Origin of the sequence: Pseudomonas sp. BF-B-26 (assembly GCF_019956495.1) — a bacterium.
Lineage (GTDB): Bacteria > Pseudomonadota > Gammaproteobacteria > Pseudomonadales > Pseudomonadaceae > Aquipseudomonas.
On the sequence record NZ_JAHBDP010000091.1, the window covers coordinates 36213 to 57105 of the forward strand.

At 57.6% G+C, this 20893-nt stretch carries 21 protein-coding genes; 9 read left to right on the top strand and 12 right to left on the bottom strand.

Annotated elements, in window-relative coordinates:
- Positions 1-62: 62 nt before the first annotated feature.
- Positions 63-695, bottom strand: a complete 633-nt coding sequence (locus KGB03_RS20525; RefSeq protein ID WP_192410298.1) for a hypothetical protein — start codon at positions 693-695, stop codon at positions 63-65.
- Between the two features lie 580 nt (positions 696-1275).
- On the opposite strand from KGB03_RS20525, the gene KGB03_RS20530 reads away from it, so the two are divergent.
- Positions 1276-1902 carry a response regulator transcription factor gene (locus tag KGB03_RS20530; RefSeq protein ID WP_218538372.1) on the top strand — a complete coding sequence of 209 codons (627 nt, stop codon included), beginning with the start codon at positions 1276-1278 and terminating at the stop codon, positions 1900-1902.
- An 88-nt stretch (positions 1903-1990) separates the two neighbouring features.
- On the opposite strand, the gene KGB03_RS20535 is transcribed toward KGB03_RS20530, so the two are convergent.
- From KGB03_RS20535 to metG, 8 genes are all read right to left on the bottom strand, one after another.
- Entirely contained in the window at positions 1991-2170 is a 180-nt protein-coding gene (locus KGB03_RS20535) for a PA3496 family putative envelope integrity protein (protein WP_007898493.1), read from the bottom strand.
- Positions 2171-2276: 106 nt separating this feature from the next.
- Positions 2277-2915: an endonuclease III gene (nth, locus tag KGB03_RS20540; protein ID WP_111451985.1), complete on the bottom strand. Its 639-nt coding sequence runs from the start codon at positions 2913-2915 to the stop codon at positions 2277-2279.
- A 25-nt stretch (positions 2916-2940) separates the two neighbouring features.
- Positions 2941-3528 (bottom strand): Rnf-Nqr domain containing protein, encoded by a 588-nt coding sequence (locus KGB03_RS20545; protein WP_218538373.1) that lies wholly within the window; start codon positions 3526-3528, stop codon positions 2941-2943.
- On the bottom strand, positions 3521-4132 hold the full coding sequence (locus tag KGB03_RS20550) for an RnfABCDGE type electron transport complex subunit G (RefSeq protein ID WP_218538374.1): 612 nt from the start codon (positions 4130-4132) through the stop codon (positions 3521-3523). Before KGB03_RS20550 ends, KGB03_RS20545 begins: the two co-directional genes overlap by 8 nt.
- Entirely contained in the window at positions 4129-5121 is a 993-nt protein-coding gene (locus KGB03_RS20555; RefSeq protein WP_218538375.1) for an RnfABCDGE type electron transport complex subunit D, read from the bottom strand. The genes KGB03_RS20550 and KGB03_RS20555 overlap by 4 nt, the downstream gene beginning before the upstream one ends.
- Positions 5108-6118 (bottom strand): electron transport complex subunit RsxB, encoded by a 1011-nt coding sequence (gene rsxB / locus KGB03_RS20560; protein ID WP_223528597.1) that lies wholly within the window; start codon positions 6116-6118, stop codon positions 5108-5110. Before rsxB ends, KGB03_RS20555 begins: the two co-directional genes overlap by 14 nt.
- Positions 6115-6684, bottom strand: coding sequence for an electron transport complex protein RnfA (locus KGB03_RS20565; RefSeq protein ID WP_218538377.1), 570 nt, complete (start codon positions 6682-6684; stop codon positions 6115-6117). The genes rsxB and KGB03_RS20565 overlap by 4 nt, the downstream gene beginning before the upstream one ends.
- 142 nt (positions 6685-6826) lie before the next feature.
- Positions 6827-8878: a methionine--tRNA ligase gene (gene metG, locus KGB03_RS20570; RefSeq protein WP_223528601.1), complete on the bottom strand. Its 2052-nt coding sequence runs from the start codon at positions 8876-8878 to the stop codon at positions 6827-6829.
- Between the two features lie 386 nt (positions 8879-9264).
- Here metG and apbC point away from each other — a divergent pair, with 386 nt between their 5' ends.
- The gene (gene apbC / locus KGB03_RS20575; protein ID WP_192410306.1) at positions 9265-10359 is read left to right on the top strand and encodes an iron-sulfur cluster carrier protein ApbC; all 1095 of its coding nucleotides are present in this window, start codon (positions 9265-9267) and stop codon (positions 10357-10359) included.
- 176 nt (positions 10360-10535) lie between these two features.
- Here the strand turns inward: apbC and KGB03_RS20580 are convergent, their stop codons facing one another.
- The gene (locus KGB03_RS20580) at positions 10536-11294 is read right to left on the bottom strand and encodes an SDR family oxidoreductase (RefSeq protein WP_111451978.1); all 759 of its coding nucleotides are present in this window, start codon (positions 11292-11294) and stop codon (positions 10536-10538) included.
- A gap of 167 nt (positions 11295-11461) precedes the next feature.
- Here KGB03_RS20580 and KGB03_RS20585 point away from each other — a divergent pair, with 167 nt between their 5' ends.
- The 4 genes from KGB03_RS20585 (at position 11462) to groL (ending at position 14971) form a co-directional block, all read left to right on the top strand.
- On the top strand, positions 11462-12193 hold the full coding sequence (locus KGB03_RS20585; protein ID WP_008155551.1) for a HugZ family protein: 732 nt from the start codon (positions 11462-11464) through the stop codon (positions 12191-12193).
- 66 nt (positions 12194-12259) lie between these two features.
- Positions 12260-12736: an FxsA family protein gene (locus tag KGB03_RS20590; RefSeq protein ID WP_223528604.1), complete on the top strand. Its 477-nt coding sequence runs from the start codon at positions 12260-12262 to the stop codon at positions 12734-12736.
- A gap of 248 nt (positions 12737-12984) precedes the next feature.
- Positions 12985-13278, top strand: a complete 294-nt coding sequence (locus tag KGB03_RS20595) for a co-chaperone GroES (RefSeq protein WP_008155545.1) — start codon at positions 12985-12987, stop codon at positions 13276-13278.
- A 49-nt stretch (positions 13279-13327) separates the two neighbouring features.
- On the top strand, positions 13328-14971 hold the full coding sequence (gene groL, locus KGB03_RS20600; RefSeq protein WP_008155543.1) for a chaperonin GroEL: 1644 nt from the start codon (positions 13328-13330) through the stop codon (positions 14969-14971).
- A gap of 184 nt (positions 14972-15155) precedes the next feature.
- On the opposite strand, the gene KGB03_RS20605 is transcribed toward groL, so the two are convergent.
- Together KGB03_RS20605 and KGB03_RS20610 are read right to left on the bottom strand one after the other, a co-directional pair.
- Positions 15156-15899, bottom strand: coding sequence for a phosphatase PAP2 family protein (locus tag KGB03_RS20605; protein ID WP_223528607.1), 744 nt, complete (start codon positions 15897-15899; stop codon positions 15156-15158).
- 54 nt (positions 15900-15953) lie between these two features.
- The gene (locus KGB03_RS20610; protein WP_218538380.1) at positions 15954-17903 is read right to left on the bottom strand and encodes an LTA synthase family protein; all 1950 of its coding nucleotides are present in this window, start codon (positions 17901-17903) and stop codon (positions 15954-15956) included.
- A gap of 204 nt (positions 17904-18107) precedes the next feature.
- On the opposite strand from KGB03_RS20610, the gene colR reads away from it, so the two are divergent.
- From colR to KGB03_RS20625, 3 genes are all read left to right on the top strand, one after another.
- A complete protein-coding gene (gene colR, locus KGB03_RS20615; protein WP_008155536.1) occupies positions 18108-18791 on the top strand; it encodes a two-component system response regulator ColR in 684 nt (227 codons plus the stop codon).
- On the top strand, positions 18781-20058 hold the full coding sequence (locus KGB03_RS20620; protein ID WP_223528610.1) for a sensor histidine kinase: 1278 nt from the start codon (positions 18781-18783) through the stop codon (positions 20056-20058). Before colR ends, KGB03_RS20620 begins: the two co-directional genes overlap by 11 nt.
- Positions 20059-20220: 162 nt before the next feature.
- The gene (locus KGB03_RS20625) at positions 20221-20889 is read left to right on the top strand and encodes a class I SAM-dependent methyltransferase (protein ID WP_223528755.1); all 669 of its coding nucleotides are present in this window, start codon (positions 20221-20223) and stop codon (positions 20887-20889) included.
- Positions 20890-20893: the final 4 nt, after the last annotated feature.

Consider the following 20893-nt stretch of genomic DNA (forward strand, 5'->3'; position numbering starts at 1 on the left):
ACGCTCTTTTTGTATCGGTAATACCTTCCTTCTGTTTCCTCTCTCTGAATGCTCTTCAAGCGTTACCTGCTGCATGTCAGGTAAAAAGAGTGATCAAGAATCGTCAGGCCGTGTGAATTCAAATTGTAAGCAATGCAAAGCGTTGGGCCGTTGCGATTCTTTGCCTGTTTTGATTGCTTGCTTGCGCTTTCCTTCAGTAGTGCCTCCGAATCGGTACAGGTGAGAAATACGATCACTTGTGCAGGGCTTCCCTGTGGGTGCCGGTTTTTTTCAATCCAGGCGCCGAACTCCATTTTCTTGTGTAGCCACCGCGCATCGACGATGTGCAGGTTTTTTAGCTGCTCGGCCATGCAAACGTGCTGTAGAGCCGAGAGGCCCGTCTGAATACTGATCCGGGCGGGAGGGTCCTTCAGGTTGTCGGGCCGCTGACCGCGTTCTGCGTTGTCCATCACTTTTATAAAATGCTTTCCCTTGCCGTAATCGGATGGCGCATACAGCGACCGGTAGTTGAAGTTGAGTGTGGCGAAGAAAAGAAAAAGCAAATAAAAAGGGAAACTAATCAGGAACCAGACATAGAGTTCCCGCTCCTTGTTGTCGAGAAAGGGCAGTGAGACGGCGGCCGAAGTTTCAGAAATAGCGGCAAATATCGCAATGACGGTCATGGGGTTGATGATTTTTTTCTTTTGTTTGTTCATGTTTTTTGCTCATAAAGTATTGTCTTTTCTCGAATGATTAGTGTTTTTGGTTTTGATCTTAATAACTAAGTGGTCGGTGTTTATATTGGTGTGGTACTCCTTTTTAAGTTTTGAATTTCGAGGGTTTTATAGTAGCGGTATTGAGTGTGTGGCGGGTACCTCTGTTGATGAGTTTTAAGTGGTGATGGGGTGAGTTTGTTGATGAAGTGTTGCTTGGTGTGATTTTTTATTACAATCTTGATGTCCGGTGTTTGTGGTGTGGGGGTTTCAAGTGGTAAATATCAGTTACTTTTAAGGGTAGCTCAATAGTCAGTATTCGTTGGATCGTCTTGCGACGATCCCTGCTATTTGGTTTTCTGGTTGTAAACAGAAACAAAAAACCGCGGATAATCGAAATGTTTTCAGGTCGATAAAATTTTTATCCCCTCGGTATTTTTGGGAGTTTTGTAAGACAATTCTCTAATGTCTGTAGGGAATGTCTCTCGGTGTGGGTGGCCGAGGGGGGCGGCATGCCATGGGTGAAACGACTAGGCTATCGTGCGGGCTCTAAAAATTCGAACAGCGAAAATTGGACTTGCCCATGAATAAAGTGCTGATCGTGGATGATCACCCCGTCATTCGTCTTGCGGTACGTATGCTAATGGAACGTCACGGCTACGAGGTTGTTGCAGAGACAGATAATGGCGTGGATGCGTTGCAACTTGCCCGTGAGCATATGCCGGATATTGTTATCCTGGATATTGGAATACCAAAACTTGATGGGCTGGAAGTCATTGCGCGTCTGACATCGACAGCAATGCCTATGAAAGTACTGATACTAACTTCTCAGGCACCCGGGCATTTCTCTATGCGTTGCATGCAATCGGGTGCTGCTGGGTATGTTTGTAAGCAACAGGATCTCACCGAGTTGCTCAGTGCAATAAAGGCAGTATTGTCGGGCTACAGTTACTTTCCGAATCAAGCCTTGCATACCGTACGTTCCAGTTTGGGGAACGCCAGTGAAGCCGATATGGTGGATCGGCTGTCGGGACGGGAAATGATGGTCTTGCAGCAATTGGCCCGAGGCAAGACCAACAAGGAGATTGCCGATGGAATGTTCCTCAGCAATAAGACTGTCAGTACTTACAAGACGCGTCTGTTGTTGAAGCTCAATGCCCGCTCCCTGGTCGACCTGATCGAATTGGCTCAACGCAATGGTCTGGTGTGACTGCCTGGGCGTTTGACGAGGCGCGATGAGCGGGGGGGCATCAAGCGGCACTTAGTAAAAAGCCTCCGTTTCGGGAGGCTTTTAGGTGTCATAGGTCAAAATCGTAATCGGCCAATTGCTTTTGCAGTCGGCGCTCCTCCAGCAGATTGTCGATGGTACGGCGTTTGCTCAGGTTGGTCTTCGCCACTTCAACCACTGGTTCAGCATCATCAGCCTCAACAGGGGTGAAGTCGTCTTCTACGTCCAATTGCTCTTTGCCAGTGCTCATAGTGTTACTCCAGGCTAAGGCTGCCTTTGGCGCTCCTTATATCGATAATCTCCCGGCGGGTAAAAAAGATTTTTTCAATCGATAAATTGAAAAACCTAATAGCGCCTCAATCGTCCGACGTTTTTTGCTTGTATTCGCACAAGTCTTCGATCCGACAGCTGCCGCAACGAGGCTTGCGGGCCAGGCAAACGTAGCGTCCGTGGAGGATCAGCCAGTGATGGGCATCCAGCAGATATTCCTTCGGCACGAACTTAATCAGTTTTTGCTCAACCTCGACCACATTTTTGCCGGGAGCAATGCCGGTACGGTTGCTGACCCGGAAAATATGCGTGTCCACGGCCATGGTCAGCTGACGGAATGCGGTATTGAGTACCACGTTGGCAGTCTTGCGGCCGACGCCGGGTAACGCTTCCAGCTCTTCACGGGTTTGCGGGACTTCGCCTCCATGACGTTCCATCAGTAAGCGACAGGTCTCGATCACGTTTTTCGCTTTGCTGTTGAACAGGCCGATGGTCTTGATGTATTCCGACAGTCCCTCGACACCCAAGGCATAAATCGCCGCGGGTGTATTGGCCACCGGATAGAGTTTCGCGGTGGCCTTGTTGACGCCGACATCGGTCGACTGCGCCGAGAGAATCACGGAGATCAGCAATTCGAACGGCGAGGAGTAGGCCAGTTCGGTCTTCGGTTCCGGGTTGTCTTCGTGAAATCGGCGAAAAATTTCCAGACGTTTTGCGGCATTCATGGGCAGTGCATTTCCTCGAAGGCGGTCAGTGTGAGGGCGTCGAGCGGGTCCAGGCCTGACGTGCGGCGATCAGCAGTCCCAGCAGAATGAAACCACCAGGGGCCAGGGTGGCCAGGCGCAAGCCACCGTCGGTGGTCAGCACCCAGCCTTGCCAGTCCGCTTGCGCAGTGCCAGCCAGCCATGGCAGGTGGCTGCCGAATGTTCCGTTGCCGATGAATTCGCGCAGCACGCCAAGGCCCGCCATCAACGCACCGAACAGGCCACACAGGCGCAGGCGATCACGCCAGGCGCTCTGTAGAAAACCGGTGTGTTCCAGCACAACACATTGCAAGGCAATCAGTCCCGCATAGAACCCTACATGTTGGTGCCATTGCAGCGACCAGATTTGCACGGCGAGTTCCGTGCAACTGGTCAGTGTGGCCGCCAGCAGGACGCTGGCAAGCAAATGTGTCTCTGGGACAAGTCGGGATCGCAAGGCGCCCATGCTCACTCCAAAGGTACTGATCACCACGATAAACATCAGCCACAAGCCCAGAGCGGACACCAATGAATCCGTGGCACCGATCAGCGGTGCAAGCATCAGCGAATGCTGCAGCATCGATGACTTATTCATGAGCGCTGCTCCCGATCATCTGTTGCTGATGTTCGTCGAAATAGCGCAACGCGTCATGGATGGCGTTGATGACCGCTCTCGACGTAATGGTCGCCCCCGCCATTTGATCGAATTGCCCCTGATCCTTTTTCAAGGCCCAGCCATTGTCGGCAGGTTCGGTTCGGGACTTTCCGGAAAAAGCCTGAAGCCAGGCATTGGGCCAGTCGGCGAGTCGACCGCCCAGCCCCGGAGTTTCCGATTGCTTGAGCGTTTTTACGCCCAGTACCTTGCCGTTTGCGCCGATGGCGATCAGCAATTCGATGGAACCCTCGTAACCCAGGGTCTGGCTGCGCAGCAACACGGCGCTGGTCTGGCCTGTCTTGGTTGCCAGATAGCCACCCAGCAGCGTGCTATTGGCTAACCCAGTGTTTTCAAGGGCGAGTGGTTGTTCCAGTGGCTGATTGTCGTAGCTTTCAGCAGGAAGCAGGTCCAGCAGGTTACGACTGTCGATCAGGCGCTGTTCGGCCGCAATGCGCGGCGCGCTGGTGTGCTGCACGAGGTAAGTCGCGCCAATCCCCAGGCCTGCCAGCAACACCAGGATCACAACGCTCGACGCTCGGCTCATGGCGTCCCCCGTTCCTGTCTGGAGGCGGCAAACCGCTCCAGCGCCGGCACACAGAGGTTCATCAACAGCACGGCAAAGGCGACGCCGTCCGGATAACCTCCCCAGGTACGAATCAAGTACGTCAGCAGCCCGACGCCCGCGCCGAACAGCAGTCGCGCGGCGGGGCTTTTTGCGCCGGACACCGGTTCCGTGACGATGAAGAATGCGCCCAGCATGCTCGCGCCAGTGAGCAGATGAAACAGCGGTGAACCATGGGAGTCGGAGCCCGAGCCGTTCCAGCACAGCAGGCTGATGATGAACAGGCTGGCCAGCATGCCGACCGGCGCATGCCAGCTGAACACCCGTCGTTGCAGCAAAAATGCGCCGCCCGCCAAAAAAGCCAGGTTGACCCATTCCATGCCTCGGCCGCCGAAATGACCGAAGGCCGGGTTAGCGGCAAACAGTTCGTCCATGGTCAGGCTTTTGTTGATCCGCAGGCTGTCCAGCGCCGTGGCCTGGACCCACGCATCTGGAGTCTGGCTGAGGCTGAACCCAAACACCTGCTGCAAACCGCCGAGCAGGTCGAGTCCATGGGACGACGGCCAGTGGGTCATCTGTTGGGGAAAGGTCACCAGCACCAGGGCGAAGCCCAGCATTGCCGGGTTGAACGGGTTCTTGCCAACGCCGCCATACAGGTGTTTGCCGAACACCATCGCGAACGCTGCGGCACAGACCGTCAGCCACCACGGGCAATAAGGCGGCAAGGCCAGCGCCAACAGCGTCGCGCTGACCAGTGCGCTGCCGTCGCTCAAGGTCGGCTTGAGCGGTTGCTCGCGCAAGCGCAACACGGCCGCTTCAACGGCCAGTGCGGTAACACCCGTCAGAATCAGGTTGATCAACACGCCCCAGCCGTACAGCCAGAAAAACACCAACATCCCCGGCACGGTGGCCAGCAATACCAGCTTCATGGCCTGCTGAAGGCGCTCGTCGACCGATTCAAGGGGCGGCATAGGCATCTACCTGACGCTCGGCTTCAATTACCGCGAGTTCCAGGGCTTCAATCTGCTCCACCGGCGCTTCGCTGGCCTGGGCTTTCTTGAGTTCGGCGCGGCGCATGGCCAACTGGATCTTTGCCCGATTCAGCTGCGCATTTTTCGCCGGAACGACGGGTGCTGCGACTGGTTGTGCAGTGCTTTCCAGTTCCGCCAACGCCTGTTCGCTAGCCTCGAATTGCTGTTGCAAGACAATCAATTGCGACTGCTGTTCGAAGGTCGGCGGATGCCCGAACGCCTTGAGTGACTTGTTCAGTTGCGCCCGACTCATCGCCAGATCGATCTTGGCCTTTTTCAACGCCGCATCGGCATTGGCTGCCTTCTGTGCGCGGACGCGCTCAAGAGCGGCCTGAACCGGATCAAGCGTTGCGACCTCACTGTGCTGGACGGCGCGCTGGGCCCGGGCCTGACGTTCGGCGATTTTCTGTTCTTCTTCGCGATGCAGGCGAGCGTTGCGCTGTTCGAATCGGCGCCGTGCGTGATCGCGCTTGGCCGCCCGGGCGCGTTGTTCCTCAAGGCTGAACGCCAGGCCGCCGACAACCGGCAGCACAGTGTCCAGCGGCAACGGCCGCATTTCGATGCAATCCACCGGGCAGGGCGCTACGCACAAGTCGCAACCGGTGCATTCGTCGATGATCACCGTGTGCATCAGTTTCGCCGCGCCGACAATGGCATCCACCGGGCAGGCCTGGATGCACTTGGTGCAACCAATACACTCGGCTTCACGAATATAGGCGATCTGCGCCGGGGCCGAACCGCGACTGACGTCCAGTTCCAGCACCGGCACTTTCAGCAGCTCGGCCAGGGCCGCGATGGTTTCGCTGCCGCCCGGCGGGCACTTGTTGATCGGTTCGCCGCTGGCAATGCCTTCGGCGTACGGTTTGCATCCGGGGTGGCCGCACTTGCCGCATTGGGTCTGCGGCAAGAGGGCATCGATGCGTTGAATCAGACTCATGTTTTGATCAGTCCGCTGAATCCGAGAAAGGCCACTGCAATCAGTCCGGCGCCGATCAGGTCGATGGGCAGGCCGCGAAAGGGCAGGGGGATATCATTTTCGAGGGTGCGTTGGCGCAAGTCGCTGAACAGGCTCAGTACCAGCCAGAATCCCAGCCCGGCGCCCAGGCTCAGGGCCAGGGCGTGGAAGAAGCCTTTGTCGTCCTGAGCGTTGAGCAGCGTCAGCCCGAGTACGCCAGCGTTGCCCAGCAGCAGGGGCCAGAGGCCATCGAACGCAAGCTTTGGAAGTAACCGGGAAAGCATTTTCAGCAGCGGGCCAATCAGCAGAACGCTTAATGGCAGGAACACGAAAAGGCGCAGCGACGTCAGCTCCAGCGGGACCAGCAACCAACGGTAGGCCGAGTAGCCCAGCGTACCGACGATCAGCATCAAACACGTCGTCGCAAGGCCCAACGCGTGGACTTGTCGGTGCTCGTTGCCCAGCAGCGGATCGACGCCCAGCGGCCAGTGCAACACGAGGTTGTTGATCAGGGCAGTGCTGATAAGCGTAAGAACAATTTCGGTCATGATCGTGCCGGCAAGAACGGGGCTTTTTAACGGAGCGGTCTAAAAAGCTTAGGCATTATCCGGCAAGGACGGAGGGTGGGCCAGACATGAAAATCCCACAGTCGCGCCAGGCGCGACTGTGGGATCGGTTTACAGCAGAGCCTTACTTGATGCGCTGACCTGGCTTGGCGCCGCTGTCAGGGCTGAGCAGGTAGATTTCTTCACCGCCAGGGCCAGCCGCCATCACCATGCCTTCGGAGATGCCGAACTTCATTTTCCGTGGTTTGAGGTTGGCGATCATCATGGTCAGGCGACCATTGAGCTTGGACGGATCCGGATAAGCGCTCTTGATCCCGGAGAACACGTTGCGTTGCTCGTCACCGATATCGAGGGTCAGGCGCAGCAGTTTGTCGGCGCCTTCCACGTGTTCGGCCTTGAGGATCAGGGCGACGCGCAGGTCGACAGCGGCAAAGGCATCGAACTCGATTTCCGGCGACAGCGGATCCTTGGCCAGTTCGCCATTGCCGGCAGGTGCAGCGTCGCCGGTGTCGGTAGCGCTGGCGGTCAGGTCTTCTTTCGAGGCGTCGCTCATGGCTTGCACTTTTACCGGATCGATACGGGTCATCAACGGTTTGAACTCGTTCAGCTGATGGTTGCTGAGCAAGGTCGCGTGGTCGTTCCAGGTCAGCGGCGCGACGTTCAGGAACGCCTCGGCGTCGGCGGCCAGCAGCGGCAGCACCGGCTTGAGGAAGATCACCAGCTGGCGGAACAGGTTGACGCCCAGGGCGCAGATGGCCTGGACTTCGTCTTGCTTGCCTTCCTGTTTGTTCAGCGACCACGGCGCCTTGTCGGCGATCCAGGCATTGGCACGGTCGGCCAGGCCCATGATCTCGCGCATGGCACGGGCGAAGTCGCGAGCCTCGTAGGCTTCGGCGATGCTCGGCGCTGCGGCCAGGAACGCTTCGGTCAGTTCCGGCGCGGCATTGCCCGCCACCAGTACACCGGCGTTGCCTTTGTGGATGAAACCGGCGCAACGGCTGGCGATGTTGACGACTTTGCCGACCAGGTCGGAGTTGACCTTCTGCACGAAGTCTTCGAGGTTCAGGTCGAGGTCATCGACGCCACGGCTCAGCTTCGCCGCGTAGTAGTAGCGCAGGTATTCCGGCGACAGGTGGTCGAGATAGGTCCGGGCCTTGATGAAGGTGCCGCGGGATTTCGACATTTTCTGACCATTGACGGTCAGGTAGCCGTGTACGTTGATACCGGTCGGTTTACGGAAACCGGCGCCTTCGAGCATGGCTGGCCAGAACAGAGCGTGGAAGTTGACGATGTCCTTGCCGATGAAATGGTACAGCTCGGCGGTGGAATCCTTGCCCCAGAACGCGTCGAAATCAAGTGCAGGCGTGCGGTCGCAGAGGTTCTTGAAGCTGGCCATGTAGCCGATCGGCGCGTCGAGCCAGACGTAGAAGTATTTGCCTGGCTCGTCGGGGATTTCGAAACCGAAGTACGGCGCATCGCGGGAGATGTCCCACTGTTGCAGGCCGGCGTCCAGCCATTCGGCGATTTTGTTCGCCACGGCTTCTTGCAGGGTGCCGCTACGGGTCCAGGCTTGCAGCATTTCCTGGAAGTCCGGCAGCTTGAAGAAGAAGTGCTGGGAATCCTTGAGCACCGGCGTGGCGCCAGAGATCGCCGACTTCGGATCCTTCAGGTCGGTCGGCGCGTAGGTCGCACCGCATTTTTCGCAGTTGTCGCCGTACTGGTCTTCGGTGCCGCATTTCGGGCAGGTGCCCTTGATGAAGCGGTCGGCCAGGAACATTTTCTTTTCCGGGTCGAAGTACTGAGTGATCGAGCGCGTGGCAATGTGCCCGGCGTCGCGCAGCTTCAGGTAGATCTGGCTCGACAGCTCACGGTTTTCTTCGGCGTGAGTGGAGTGGAAGTTGTCGAAGTCCACCAGGAACTCGGCAAAGTCGGCGCTGTGTTCAGCCTGGACGTTGGCGATCAGTTGTTCCGGGGTGATGCCTTCTTTTTCCGCGCGCAACATGATGGCCGAACCGTGGGCGTCGTCGGCGCAGACATAAATGCATTGATTGCCGCGGTGCTTCTGGAAGCGCACCCACATATCGGTCTGGATGTATTCCAGCATGTGGCCAAGATGGATCGAACCATTGGCATAGGGCAGGGCGCTGGTGACGAGGATCTTGCGTGGCTCGGACATGGGGCTCGGCTACTTGATGAAACGGAGGTCGGCCACTATAAAGCGCCAGCGCATATTTTTCACCCCCGCGGCCCAAGGGCTTATTGTTACAAACGTGCTTTTGTGGCCAGGGGATTTATCTCTGGTGAGGGGATTTATCTGTGGCGAGGGGATTTATCCCCGTTGGGTGGCGAAGCCGCCCCCAAAATGGTCTACATCGGCATATCGGCACATTGTGTTCGATGGTTTTACGACTGCTGCGCAGTCGAACGGGGATAAATCCCCTCGCCACAGATAAATCCCCTCGCCACAGGCAAGCTCTCCAGCCACAGTAATCTGTTCGCCACAAATGTGTGTCCGGCGTAGGATACCCGCCTGATTTTCCAGTCTTGCTATCGGAGTTGCCCATGAACGCCGTCAATCGCGCAGCGGTGGAAGCCGTCCTTCGCCAATACACCGACCCTTACTTGAACCAGGACCCGGTCAGCGCCGGGTGCGTGCGCGGCATCGATATCCAGGGTGATCGCGTCAGCGTCCAACTGGAGCTGGGTTATGCCGCCGGCCTGTTCAAGAGTGGCTGGGCGCAATTACTGCAAATGGCCATTGAAGGGCTGGACGGTGTGACCATTGCGCGCGTCGAGATCACCAGTGTCATTGCCGCGCACAAGGCTCAAGCGCAGATCCCGGGTCTGGCCAACGTCAAGAACGTGGTCGCCGTGGCATCCGGCAAGGGTGGCGTGGGCAAATCAACCACCGCCGCCAACCTGGCGTTGGCCCTGGCCCGCGAAGGTGCCAAGGTCGGGATTCTCGACGCGGACATTTACGGACCGAGTCAGGGCATCATGTTCGGTATCCCTGAAGGCACCCGGCCCCAGGTCAAGGATCAGAAGTGGTTTATTCCGATCGAGTCCCATGGTGTCGAAGTCATGTCCATGGCGTTCCTGACCGATGACAACACGCCGATGGTCTGGCGCGGACCGATGGTTTCCGGCGCCTTGTTGCAACTGGTCACTCAAACCGCCTGGGGCGACCTGGATTACCTGGTCATCGACATGCCACCAGGCACCGGCGACATCCAGCTGACCCTGGCGCAGAAAGTCCCGGTGGCCGGCGCGGTGATCGTTACCACGCCGCAAGATCTGGCATTGCTGGACGCACGCAAGGGCGTGGAGATGTTCCGCAAGGTCAACATCCCGGTACTGGGCGTGGTGGAAAACATGGCCGTGCACATCTGCTCCAACTGCGGGCATGCCGAGCATCTGTTCGGTGAGGGCGGTGGTGTGAAGCTGGCCAACCAGTACGGCGTCGAGCTGCTGGCTTCGTTGCCGCTGGCGATGGCCATCCGCGAACAGGCCGACGGCGGCAAGCCAACGGTAATCGCAGAACCTGACAGCCCGATTGCAATGGTTTACCAGGAACTCGCCCGCCATGTCGGCGCGCGGATCGTGTTGCAGGAAGCGGCGACACCGGCCATGCCGAACATCACCATCAGCGACGATTGATTCGCTGAAAGAAATGCAATCCCCTGTGGGGGCGGGCTGTGGCGAGGGGATTTAGCGAAACGTCGCACCGCCCCGTTGGGTGGCGCAGCCGCCCCCAAAAAACTGGGCCTGCTTCGCAGTCCAACGGGGATAAATCCCCTCGCCACAGCCGCTCCCACATTTGTTTTGCGGTGGATTTAGATGCGCAACCCGCCATCCAGCTCCAGAATCCGACCATTGATGTAGTCGTTCTCGAAGATGTACGCCGCCGAATGGGCAATCTCTTCAGGCGTGCCCATGCGCTTGAGTGGAATCACCGACGTTATCTTCTCCAGCGCCTCAGGCTTCATGCTCAGCGTCATTTCGGTTTCGATAAAACCCGGCGCAATGCCTGCCACACGAATACCGTAGCGTGCCAATTCCTTCGCCCAGGTCACGGTCATCGCGGCGACACCGGCCTTGGCGGCGGAGTAGTTGGTCTGGCCGGCGTTGCCAGCACGGGAGATCGACGAGATATTAATGATCGTGCCGCTGTTGTTCAGCTCGATCATTTTGGCCGCGACCTCACGGGTGCACAGGAATACGCCGGTCAGATTGACGTCGATGACCGACTGCCACTGGGCCAGACTCATCTTGGTCATCTCGCCGTCCTTGACCTTGATGAGCAAGCCATCGCGCAGGATCCCGGCGTTGTTGATCAGGCCATGGATCGCCCCGAAGTCTTCGGCCACCTGGGCGGCCATATGGGTCACTTGCTCCTCATTGGCGACATTGCACAGATAAGCGCGAGCCTCGACGCCTTTGGCCTTGCAAGCGGCGACGGTGTCGTCGAGCTTTTCCTGGTTCAGGTCCACCAGCGCCAGCTTCGCGCCTTTGCCGGCGAAATACTCGGCCATGGAACGGCCTAAACCCTGGCAACCGCCGGTGATAATGATTACTTTGTCAGTGAGTTGCATTCGCATGCCCCAATAGCAGGTCAGAGAAGTGGTTTCCTTTTAGAGAGTAGCCTCTCGATCTGCACCTGATGGCCTGGCTGCACATGAGAACTGCCCCGATGGCGTGCTGGAACTTATCCCCAGGCGCCTGTCCGTTTTTTTGACGGATTCTAATAAGGAGTCATAAATTGAGCGTTGAAGCGGCCAAGAATGCCCGAGAATTGCTTCTCAAGGAATACCGTGGAGTGCTCTCGACGCACTCCAAGGCGATGCCCGGTTTCCCGTTTGGCTCCGTGGTTCCGTACTGTCTGGACGAACAGGGTTGGCCGCTGATCCTTATCAGCCGCATCGCCCAGCACACCCACAACCTGCAGAAAGATCCAAAATGCTCACTGTTTGTGGGTGAGCGCGGGGCCGAAGATGTGCAAGCCGTTGGTCGCCTGACCTACCTCGCCGAAGCAGAAAAGCTCGAGGACGAGTCAGCCATCGAAGCGGCAGCTGAGCGTTACTACCGCTATTTCCCGGATTCGCAGAGCTACCACAAGGCCCACGATTTCGATTTCTGGGTGCTCAAACCGGTACGTCATCGCTACATCGGCGGCTTCGGTGCGATTCACTGGGTCGATCAGTTAACGCTGGCCAACCCGTTCGCCGGAAAAGCCGAAGCGAGCATGGTCGAGCACATGAATGCCGATCACGCCAAAGCCATCGCCCATTACGTCGAACTGGCGGGCCTGCCGAAAACCGAGCCGGCGCAACTGGCGGGTATCGACACCGAAGGCATGCACCTGCGCATTGGTCAGGGGCTCTATTGGTTGCGGTTTCAAGCACCGTGTAATACGCCGACACAAGTGCGCGAAGCCTTGGTTTTCCTGGCTCACGCCGAACATTGGCCGAAAAATGAAGTGGCCGACGCTTGAATTCACGAATCGGCGACGTCATCTAGGGAAGACTGGCAAGGCATTCTTGCGTTGAGGAACCATTTGATGCGCCCTTTTTTATTGCTCTTTGTACTGTTTCCGGTGTTGGAGCTGTTCGTATTCGTCAAGGTCAGCGGGGCGATCGGGTTTTTCCCGGCCCTGCTGCTGGTCATTCTCGGCTCGATGCTCGGCGTGTTCGTGCTGCGTATCGCTGGTCTGGCAACCGCATTGCGTGCTCGTGAAAGCCTGAACCGCGGCGAGTTGCCGGCCCAGACCATGCTCGAAGGTTTGATGCTGGCGCTGGCGGGTGGCTTGTTGATCCTGCCGGGCTTCGTCACTGACGTGCTGGGTCTGATCATGTTGCTGCCGATCTCTCGTCGACTGTTGGCCAATAAAATGCGCCAGCGTGCCGAAGAGGCGGCAATCCGTCAGCGTGCATTCGCCGACGACCTTCAGCCACGTGGCGGTCCTGCTCCACGCGAGCAGCTGGGCCGTGAGCCCAATGTGATCGAAGGCGAATTCGAACACCGCGATACCAAGTAGTCCGCACCACCGGCACGGCACCTTCGGGTGCCGTGTTCGTTTGTGGGGCAGCAACCTGAAAAAATTTGCTTCCTCGCCCTTGTAATAAGCTTATGCGCCCTTATGTAACGGTCACCGCAAGGTTTCTGGCGATTGCGCCAGACAGACTTCCGCGGTTCGCTCGACGAACCGCACCCGGCACTGCCGGATTTGTTAAACCCGCCGGGAATACACCGGCCGATGAAAACCACAATTAGGAGAGATCGACAATGAAGCTTCGTCCTCTGCATGACCGCGTCGTCGTCCGTCGCAGCGAAGAAGAAAAGAAAACCGCTGGCGGTATCGTCCTGCCAGGTTCGGCTGCTGAAAAGCCAAACCAGGGTGAAGTTCTCGCCGTAGGTCCAGGCAAAGCACTGGAAAACGGTGAAGTGCGTGCACTGGCTGTGAAAGTGGGTGACAAGGTTGTGTTCGGCCCGTACTCCGGCAGCAACACCGTGAAAGTCGACGGCGAAGACCTGCTGGTAATTGGCGAGAGCGAAATCCTCGCCGTTATCGAAGGCTGATTCCCCGCTCATTTTCCCGCTACTACAAAGTATTTAAGGAATATCGATCATGGCTGCTAAAGAAGTTAAATTCGGCGATTCCGCCCGCAAGAAAATGCTCGCCGGTGTCAACGTCCTGGCTGACGCAGTAAAAGCTACCCTGGGCCCTAAAGGCCGTAACGTGATCATCGAGAAGAGCTTCGGCGCTCCGACCATCACCAAGGACGGCGTGTCCGTTGCCAAAGAAATCGAGCTGAAAGATCGCTTCGAAAACATGGGCGCGCAGCTGGTCAAAGACGTTGCCTCCCGTGCCAACGATGACGCAGGCGACGGCACCACCACCGCTACCGTTCTGGCTCAATCGATCGTCAACGAAGGCCTGAAAGCCGTCGCTGCCGGCATGAACCCGATGGACCTCAAGCGCGGCATCGACAAAGCGACCATCGCTATCGTCAAAGAGCTCAAAGCCCTGTCCAAGCCTTGCGCTGACACCAAGGCCATCGCTCAGGTCGGCACCATCTCGGCCAACTCCGACAGCTCCATCGGCGACATCATTGCCGAAGCCATGGAAAAAGTCGGTAAAGAAGGCGTGATCACCGTTGAAGAAGGCTCGGGCCTGGAAAACGAACTGTCGGTTGTTGAAGGCATGCAGTTCGACCGTGGCTACCTGTCCCCGTACTTCGTCAACAAGCCAGAGACCATGACTGCCGAGCTGGACGGTCCGCTGATCCTGCTGGTCGACAAAAAGATCTCTAACATCCGCGAAATGCTGCCAGTACTGGAAGCCGTTGCCAAAGCCGGCCGTCCACTGCTGATCGTGGCCGAAGACGTTGAAGGCGAAGCCCTGGCGACTCTGGTTGTGAACAACATGCGTGGCATCGTTAAAGTCGCAGCCGTCAAGGCTCCAGGCTTCGGCGACCGTCGCAAGGCCATGCTGCAGGACATCGCTGTTCTGACTGGCGGTACCGTTATCTCCGAAGAGATCGGTCTGAGCCTGGAAAGCACTACCCTGGAACACCTGGGTAATGCCAAGCGCGTGATCCTGTCCAAAGAAAACACCACCGTGATCGACGGTGCCGGCGTTGAGGCTGACATCCAGGCTCGCGTTCTGCAGATCCGTCAGCAAGTGGCCGACACTTCGTCCGACTACGACCGTGAAAAACTGCAAGAGCGTCTGGCCAAACTGTCCGGCGGCGTTGCAGTGATCAAGGTTGGCGCGGGTTCCGAAGTTGAAATGAAAGAGAAGAAAGCCCGCGTTGAAGACGCCCTGCACGCTACCCGTGCAGCCGTTGAAGAAGGCGTGGTACCTGGCGGCGGCGTGGCACTGGTTCGCGCTCTGCAGGCTATCTCCGAGCTGAAAGGCGACAACGATGACCAGAACGTTGGCATCCAGTTGCTGCGTCGCGCTGTTGAAGCGCCACTGCGTCAGATCGTTGCCAACTCCGGTGACGAGCCAAGCGTAGTAGTCGACAAGGTCAAGCAGGGTTCGGGTAACTACGGTTACAACGCTGCTACCGGCGAATACGGCGACATGATCGAAATGGGTATCCTGGACCCGGCTAAAGTGACTCGTTCGGCTCTGCAAGCGGCTTCGTCGATTGCCAGCCTGATGATCACCACCGAAGCCATGATCGCTGAGATCAAGGAAGACGGTCCAGCTGGCGGCGGCATGCCAGACATGGGCGGTATGGGCGGCATGGGCGGCATGATGTAAGCCAGCCTTACCCCTATAAAAAAACCCCGCCTGCGCTAAGCAGGCGGGGTTTTTTATTGCCCGGAATTTACCCTGTCCCGTAGGAGCATAGCTTGCTCGCGATTCAGGCGCCGCGGTGTATCAGTTACACCGCGTTATCGTTCATCGCGAGCAAGCTTTGCTCCTACAGGTTCTGCGCGAGGCTTCAGGCGCTGACAGGTTGTGCTTCGGACTCTCGATCAGCCTTCGAGGCTGGGCGATACAGGATGTAGTAATACGCCCCCAGACAAATCAGCCAGCAGAAAATCGCCGTCCACACGTTGTGCGAAAAGAAGTGCGCGCCCTGCATCATCCGGCTGATGGAAAACACCGTGCCCAAGGCGAAAGCGAACACAAATGCCTTGCGCGCCAGGCGCGGACGACGGTCACGCAGGACAAAGAACAGCGCAAACAGTGTGAAACCGGTTGCCGCATGACCGCCGGGCCAGCAACGGCCGGGTTTATCGGTGTGCGGGCGAGGGCTGAGCAGTTCGCTATAGGTTTCGTGACCGCCAAACTGCTCAAGGCTCCACGGGCATTGAACGGCCGTCACCGCCTTGACTGGTGTGACAAAGGAGGTTGCCAGCGCCAAAGACAGCACCAGACAGCCCAGTTCCCGTTTGATCGGTTTGAGCCGGTCCATGAAAAAGGAGGCGATGAAACCGAAGATGGCCAACACCGAGAAGGCGATGACCACCTGCTTGGCGCGGTCATGCAGGATGTCTTCCAGGAAGTAACTGTGCCGCCCGATGAATTCCCCCGTGATCGGGTCATAGAGCAGTTTGGCAAGGTCCATGTCCAGGGACGTCAGTTCGAGCAACACCAGAACGATCGCCGCGAAGACGGGAACGCCCAGGCACACCCAGAAATTGAGCGGTCGGGAGGCGGGGCGGACAGCAATTGATGACATGGAGGATCCTGAACTAAGGAAAAAGCCCCGGGGCATCAGCCCGGGGCGATTCGATTAATGTGCGCTGACTTGGTCGGTGCCCTCCATGGGCGTCTTCCAGCCAAGCAGCTGTTGCTTGAAGCCATAACTGGCGGTTTGGTAATAGGTGATCGCACGGACAATCAATGGATCGCTGGCGGTGGCCTGGGATTCGCGGCTCTCGGTCAGTGCATCATCATGGCGCCGCAGCCCTTGGCGAGGGCTCAGGATCGCCAAATTCTTACCGTCGAACAAGCCCAGATGCTGGTAATTACCAACGACCACGCGGGGCGGCAGTGGATTGTCCTGCAGCAAGTTGCGACCGAAGAAGGTCGATTGATAATCCAGGTTCAGCAAACCGAGCAAGGTCGGCGCCAGGTCGATCTGGCTGGCCAGTTGCGCGGTTTCCCGTGCATCGATCAGCTTCGGCGCATAGATGAACAGCGGAATCTGATAGTTGCTGATCGGCAAGTCTTCCATGCCGGCGCTGCCGGCCGTGTGGTCGGCGACGAAGACGAAGATTGTATTGTCAAACCACGGTTTTTGGCGCGCCTGATCGAGGAACTGACCAATGGCATAGTCAGTGTACTTCACCGCACCGTCACGACCGTTGCCGGATTTGATGTCGATCCGGTTGTCCGGGTAGGTATAAGGACGATGGTTGGAGGTGGTCATCAATTGCAGCAGAAACGGCTGCTGTTTCGCGTAGTCAGCATCGGCCAGTTTGAGGGTTTGCTTGTAGAGGTCTTCGTCAGCCATGCCCCAGGCATTTTTAAAGTGGATCTCTGATTCATCGACGCTGCTCTGGTCCACCACCCGGTAACCGTTGCCACTGAAGAACGCGTTCATATTGTCGAAGTAACCGCGTCCGCCATAGACGAACACGCTGTCGTAACCCACGGCGCTGAGTTGCTGGCCGAGGCTGGCGAAACCGCTTTCACGCCCCACACGCTTGACGATCGAACGCCCTGGAGTTGGCGGGATCGCCAGGGTGATGGCCTCGAGGCCGCGATCGGTGCGGGTGCCGGTGGCGTAGAAGTTATTGAAGTACAGGCTCTGTTTGCGCAAGGCATCGAGATTGGGTGTCAGGTTACGGGTGTCGCCGTTACTGCCCATGTACTTGGCGCTGAAGCTTTCAATCGTCACCAGCACAATGTTGGGTTTGCGCACAGTGCCCGGGTTGTCGATCATCCGGCGAATGTCCTGTGGATCCTCGCCGATGAAATGCGCGTTGGGTTCACTCAGTTCGGCACGAATCTGCTGAGCAACAATTGCCGGCGGCAGGCTGCTGTAGAACTGCGGGTAATCCAGTTCGTTGTTACGGAATGCAGCGAAGAACTGATAGGGACCATTGCTCGCCAGTTCGTTCTGATAGGCGTTACCGCCCTGGGCGCGCGGCGAATCCTGGCTGAGCAGTTGCAAGCTCAGGCCTGCGACAATCAACAGGCCCAGCGCATTCAGCAGGCGCCCGCGCAAGGGTGGCAACGGTGCGTCCAGCGCGGCATTGAACGGTTTGCGCAATGCAAAGCTCAGGGCGATGGCCAACACGGCAAGGATGCTCAGCAGTGTGCCGATCGGGTAGGACTCAAGGAGGTTGTTCAGCACTTCATCGGAATACACCAGGTAATCGACGGCGATGAAGTTGAATCGCACACCAAACTCATCCCAAAACAGCCATTCGGCCACGGACGTGAACAACATGGCGAACAGGCTGACGGTCAGCAGCCCCTGAAGAAGCCAGCGGTGGCCACGGCGACGCCACAAGGCCGGTGGGCAGAGCAGCAAGTAGAGGCCCATCGGCAGCGCTGCATAGGCAATGAAGCCCAGGTCGTACAGCAGGCCGATGCCAAACACTGACAGAAATCCGCTACCGGCCTCGTCCAGATGGGTGAGCAGCAGCACCGTGCGGGTCAGCAAGAAAATCACCAGCCATGCGCCGGTCACGAGCAGGAGAAAGCGCATTGGCGCGGTCTTGAAGAAGTCCATTGTGTGTACATTCCTTAACAACAAATGCGTGGGATTTTCGCCCCACCACTGTAGTTGGCTTGTGAATCGATAGTGAAAAACTTGTTAAGCCTAACATTTGGTTGAGCGGATTGATTCCAGGTACCGTAATCCTAGCCCTGAGCCACACTTGGCCTTAAGCTGCGCGGGCCAAGACGGCCGTTACTGTGTATGCAGGAGATAACCATGCGAATTCTATTGGTTGAAGACAACCGCGATATCCTGGCCAACCTGGCCGATTACCTGGGGCTCAAGGGTTATACCGTAGATTGCGCGCAGGACGGTTTGTCAGGCTTGCACTTGGCCGCCACCGAGCATTACGACTTGATCGTGCTCGACATCATGTTGCCAGGCATCGACGGTTACACCCTGTGCAAACGCCTGCGCGAAGACGCGCGCCGCGACACGCCGGTGATCATGCTCACCGCCCGCGATCAATTGGACGACCGGCTGCAAGGTTTCAAATCCGGCGCTGATGATTACCTGATCAAACCCTTTGCCCTGTCTGAATTGGCGGCGCGCATCGAGGCGGTCATGCGTCGTACCCAAGGTGGTGGTCGCCGTACGTTGCAGGTTGGCGATCTGAACTACGACCTCGACACTCTGGAAGTCACCCGCGAAGGTCGCCTGCTCAAACTCAACCCGGTGGGCCTGAAGTTGCTGGCCGTGCTGATGCAGAAAAGTCCGCATGTCCTGCGCCGCGAGATTCTCGAAGAGGCGCTGTGGGGGGATGACTGCCCGGACAGCGACAGCCTGCGCAGTCACGTCCATCAATTGCGCCAGGTGATCGACAAGCCGTTCGCCAAACCGTTGCTGCAAACCGTGCACGGTGTGGGTTATCGCTTGGCCGAGGGCCGTGATGGAGTTTAAGCAAAGCCTTGCTCAACGGATCATCATCGCCTTTGCGTTGATGAGCGCACTGGTCGCGGGAACCTTTGCCATGGGCATTGTGGCGACTGTGCACCTGGTGGAAGAAAAACTGATTTCGGCAGGACTGGGGGGCGATTTACAACGGCTGTTGCTCATGGACAGTGTCACGGACTGGAGCCATCGCCCTGAGCCGGATCAGCTGTTCTATTTCAGTGGCGGGCCGGGGGATTTCAATCTCCCCAAGGACTTGCGGCACCTGGACCCGGGCTTTCACGAAGTGTTTCGCGAACAGCTGTCGTATCACGCGATGGTCGAAGTCGTCGACGGCCGGCGTTATGTGCTGTTGCAGGACCAGAGCGATTTCGAAGAGCGTGAACGGGTGCTGTTTGCCGTGGTGCTGGTGGGCTTCGTCCTGAGTCTGGCATTGGCGGTGTTTCTCGGCTGGATACTGGCGCGCAAAGTGATGGCGCCCGTGGTGCGACTGGCCCGCCAGGTCCGTCACCGTGACCAGTTGTTAGGTCTGGCGCCACCCCTGGCGCCGGATTACGCCGCTGATGAGGTGGGCGAGTTGGCCGTGGCCTTCGACGCCACCCTCGGGCGCTTGCGCCAGGCGTTGACCCGCGAACGGTTGTTCACCAGTGACGTCAGCCACGAGCTGCGCACGCCATTGATGGTGCTGGCCAGTTCCTGCGAGCTGTTGCTGGAAAACCCTGGCATTGATCAGCGTGGACGTGCTCAGGTCGAGCGAATCGCCCGCGCCTGTGAAGAGATGCGCGAGCTGGTGCAAACCTTTCTGATGTTGGCCCGCGCACAACGTGAAGACGCCAGCATGTCGCCCCAGCAGACCCTGAACCAGGTCGCCGATGGACTGCTCCATCAGTGGCGCGAGCCGATCAAGGCCAAGGGGCTGACGCTGATCTTTGAACCGGGAAATCCGGCCAACACGAGCTACAACGCAACCCTTCTGCACGCGGTCATGGGCAACCTGCTACGTAATGCGCTGCATTACACCGAGCGCGGGTTTATTCGCCTGACGCTGACGGCCACCGGTTTCATGGTCGAGGACAGTGGCGTGGGCATTCCCGAGGACAAACGCGAGGCAATGTTCGAGCCCTTTGTGCGGGGCAGCGAGAAACGCGGCGAAGGCCTGGGCCTGGGGTTGTCGCTGGTGCAGCGGATCTGTGAAAACCAGGGCTGGAGCGTCAGCCTGACGAACATGGAACCCAACGGCTGTCGTTTTCAGGTGGAGTTGTCAACGAACAACTGATCGCCTTGTTGAAACGCATTTATCCGGTGCATTCGTTTTCATCTTGTAAGTCCTCGAAACAATTCGCGGTTTTACATGACATATTTTTCACAACGGTATGACCTGTCGCTGACACGGTGCTACCTATCGTGGGAGTCATCAGCAGCTCAGGAAATCTTGATGATGGACGGCCCGGTCAAACTTGAATTTTCCGAAAAATACGACGATCAACACGCTCAACAATACCTGCGTAAACACAAGGATGGCCTTGGCCGCCGCCTGTCCCACTGGCGTGACGAGCAACTGGCACGCAAGGCGCTGGCACTGGCCGGTGATCCGGGGCTGATCCTCGATTTGCCCTGTGGTGCGGGACGTTTCTGGCCATTGCTGGCGGAAAAAACCAATCGTGCGATCATTGGCGCCGACAACTCCGAATCCATGCTGAAGATTGCCATGAAGGCGCAACCTGCCGAGGTGGTGAAACGGGTACAACCCTTGCACACCTCTGCATTCGACATCGCCTTGCCTGATAACTCGGTCGACAACATTTTCTGCATGCGTTTGCTCCATCACGTCGGTGAAGCCGAGCATCGACTGGCCATTTTGCGTGAATTCGAGCGCGTCACACGTGATAGCGTGATCCTTTCCCTATGGGTGGACGGCAATTTCAAAGCGTGGAAACGCAAGCGCCTCGAGAAAACCCGTGCGCAGGGAGGTTACCAAAATCGCTTTGTGTTACCGGCTGCTACGGTTGAAAAGGAATTTGAGCAGGCGGGTTTTCTCATTCAGGAACAACTGGACTTTTTACCGCTCTATGCCATGTGGCGGGTCTACGTATTACGCAAGAGGTAACAGA

Excerpts from the sequence above, each read along its gene's own strand:
- KGB03_RS20625 (WP_223528755.1), top strand. The coding sequence starts at position 20,221 with ATGGACGGCCCGGTCAAACTTGAATTTTCCGAAAAATACGACGATCAA.
- KGB03_RS20545 (WP_218538373.1), bottom strand. The coding sequence starts at position 3,528 with ATGAATAAGTCATCGATGCTGCAGCATTCGCTGATGCTTGCACCGCTG.
- nth (WP_111451985.1), bottom strand. The coding sequence starts at position 2,915 with ATGAATGCCGCAAAACGTCTGGAAATTTTTCGCCGATTTCACGAAGAC.
- KGB03_RS20610 (WP_218538380.1), bottom strand. The coding sequence starts at position 17,903 with ATGGACTTCTTCAAGACCGCGCCAATGCGCTTTCTCCTGCTCGTGACC.
- KGB03_RS20565 (WP_218538377.1), bottom strand. The coding sequence starts at position 6,684 with ATGACCGAAATTGTTCTTACGCTTATCAGCACTGCCCTGATCAACAAC.
- KGB03_RS20590 (WP_223528604.1), top strand. The coding sequence starts at position 12,260 with ATGCGCCCTTTTTTATTGCTCTTTGTACTGTTTCCGGTGTTGGAGCTG.
- KGB03_RS20525 (WP_192410298.1), bottom strand. The coding sequence starts at position 695 with ATGAACAAACAAAAGAAAAAAATCATCAACCCCATGACCGTCATTGCG.
- apbC (WP_192410306.1), top strand. The coding sequence starts at position 9,265 with ATGAACGCCGTCAATCGCGCAGCGGTGGAAGCCGTCCTTCGCCAATAC.
- metG (WP_223528601.1), bottom strand. The coding sequence starts at position 8,878 with ATGTCCGAGCCACGCAAGATCCTCGTCACCAGCGCCCTGCCCTATGCC.
- KGB03_RS20620 (WP_223528610.1), top strand. The coding sequence starts at position 18,781 with ATGGAGTTTAAGCAAAGCCTTGCTCAACGGATCATCATCGCCTTTGCG.
- KGB03_RS20580 (WP_111451978.1), bottom strand. The coding sequence starts at position 11,294 with ATGCAACTCACTGACAAAGTAATCATTATCACCGGCGGTTGCCAGGGT.
- colR (WP_008155536.1), top strand. The coding sequence starts at position 18,108 with ATGCGAATTCTATTGGTTGAAGACAACCGCGATATCCTGGCCAACCTG.
- KGB03_RS20555 (WP_218538375.1), bottom strand. The coding sequence starts at position 5,121 with ATGCCGCCCCTTGAATCGGTCGACGAGCGCCTTCAGCAGGCCATGAAG.
- rsxB (WP_223528597.1), bottom strand. The coding sequence starts at position 6,118 with ATGAGTCTGATTCAACGCATCGATGCCCTCTTGCCGCAGACCCAATGC.
- KGB03_RS20535 (WP_007898493.1), bottom strand. The coding sequence starts at position 2,170 with ATGAGCACTGGCAAAGAGCAATTGGACGTAGAAGACGACTTCACCCCT.
- KGB03_RS20530 (WP_218538372.1), top strand. The coding sequence starts at position 1,276 with ATGAATAAAGTGCTGATCGTGGATGATCACCCCGTCATTCGTCTTGCG.
- KGB03_RS20595 (WP_008155545.1), top strand. The coding sequence starts at position 12,985 with ATGAAGCTTCGTCCTCTGCATGACCGCGTCGTCGTCCGTCGCAGCGAA.
- groL (WP_008155543.1), top strand. The coding sequence starts at position 13,328 with ATGGCTGCTAAAGAAGTTAAATTCGGCGATTCCGCCCGCAAGAAAATG.
- KGB03_RS20605 (WP_223528607.1), bottom strand. The coding sequence starts at position 15,899 with ATGTCATCAATTGCTGTCCGCCCCGCCTCCCGACCGCTCAATTTCTGG.
- KGB03_RS20550 (WP_218538374.1), bottom strand. The coding sequence starts at position 4,132 with ATGAGCCGAGCGTCGAGCGTTGTGATCCTGGTGTTGCTGGCAGGCCTG.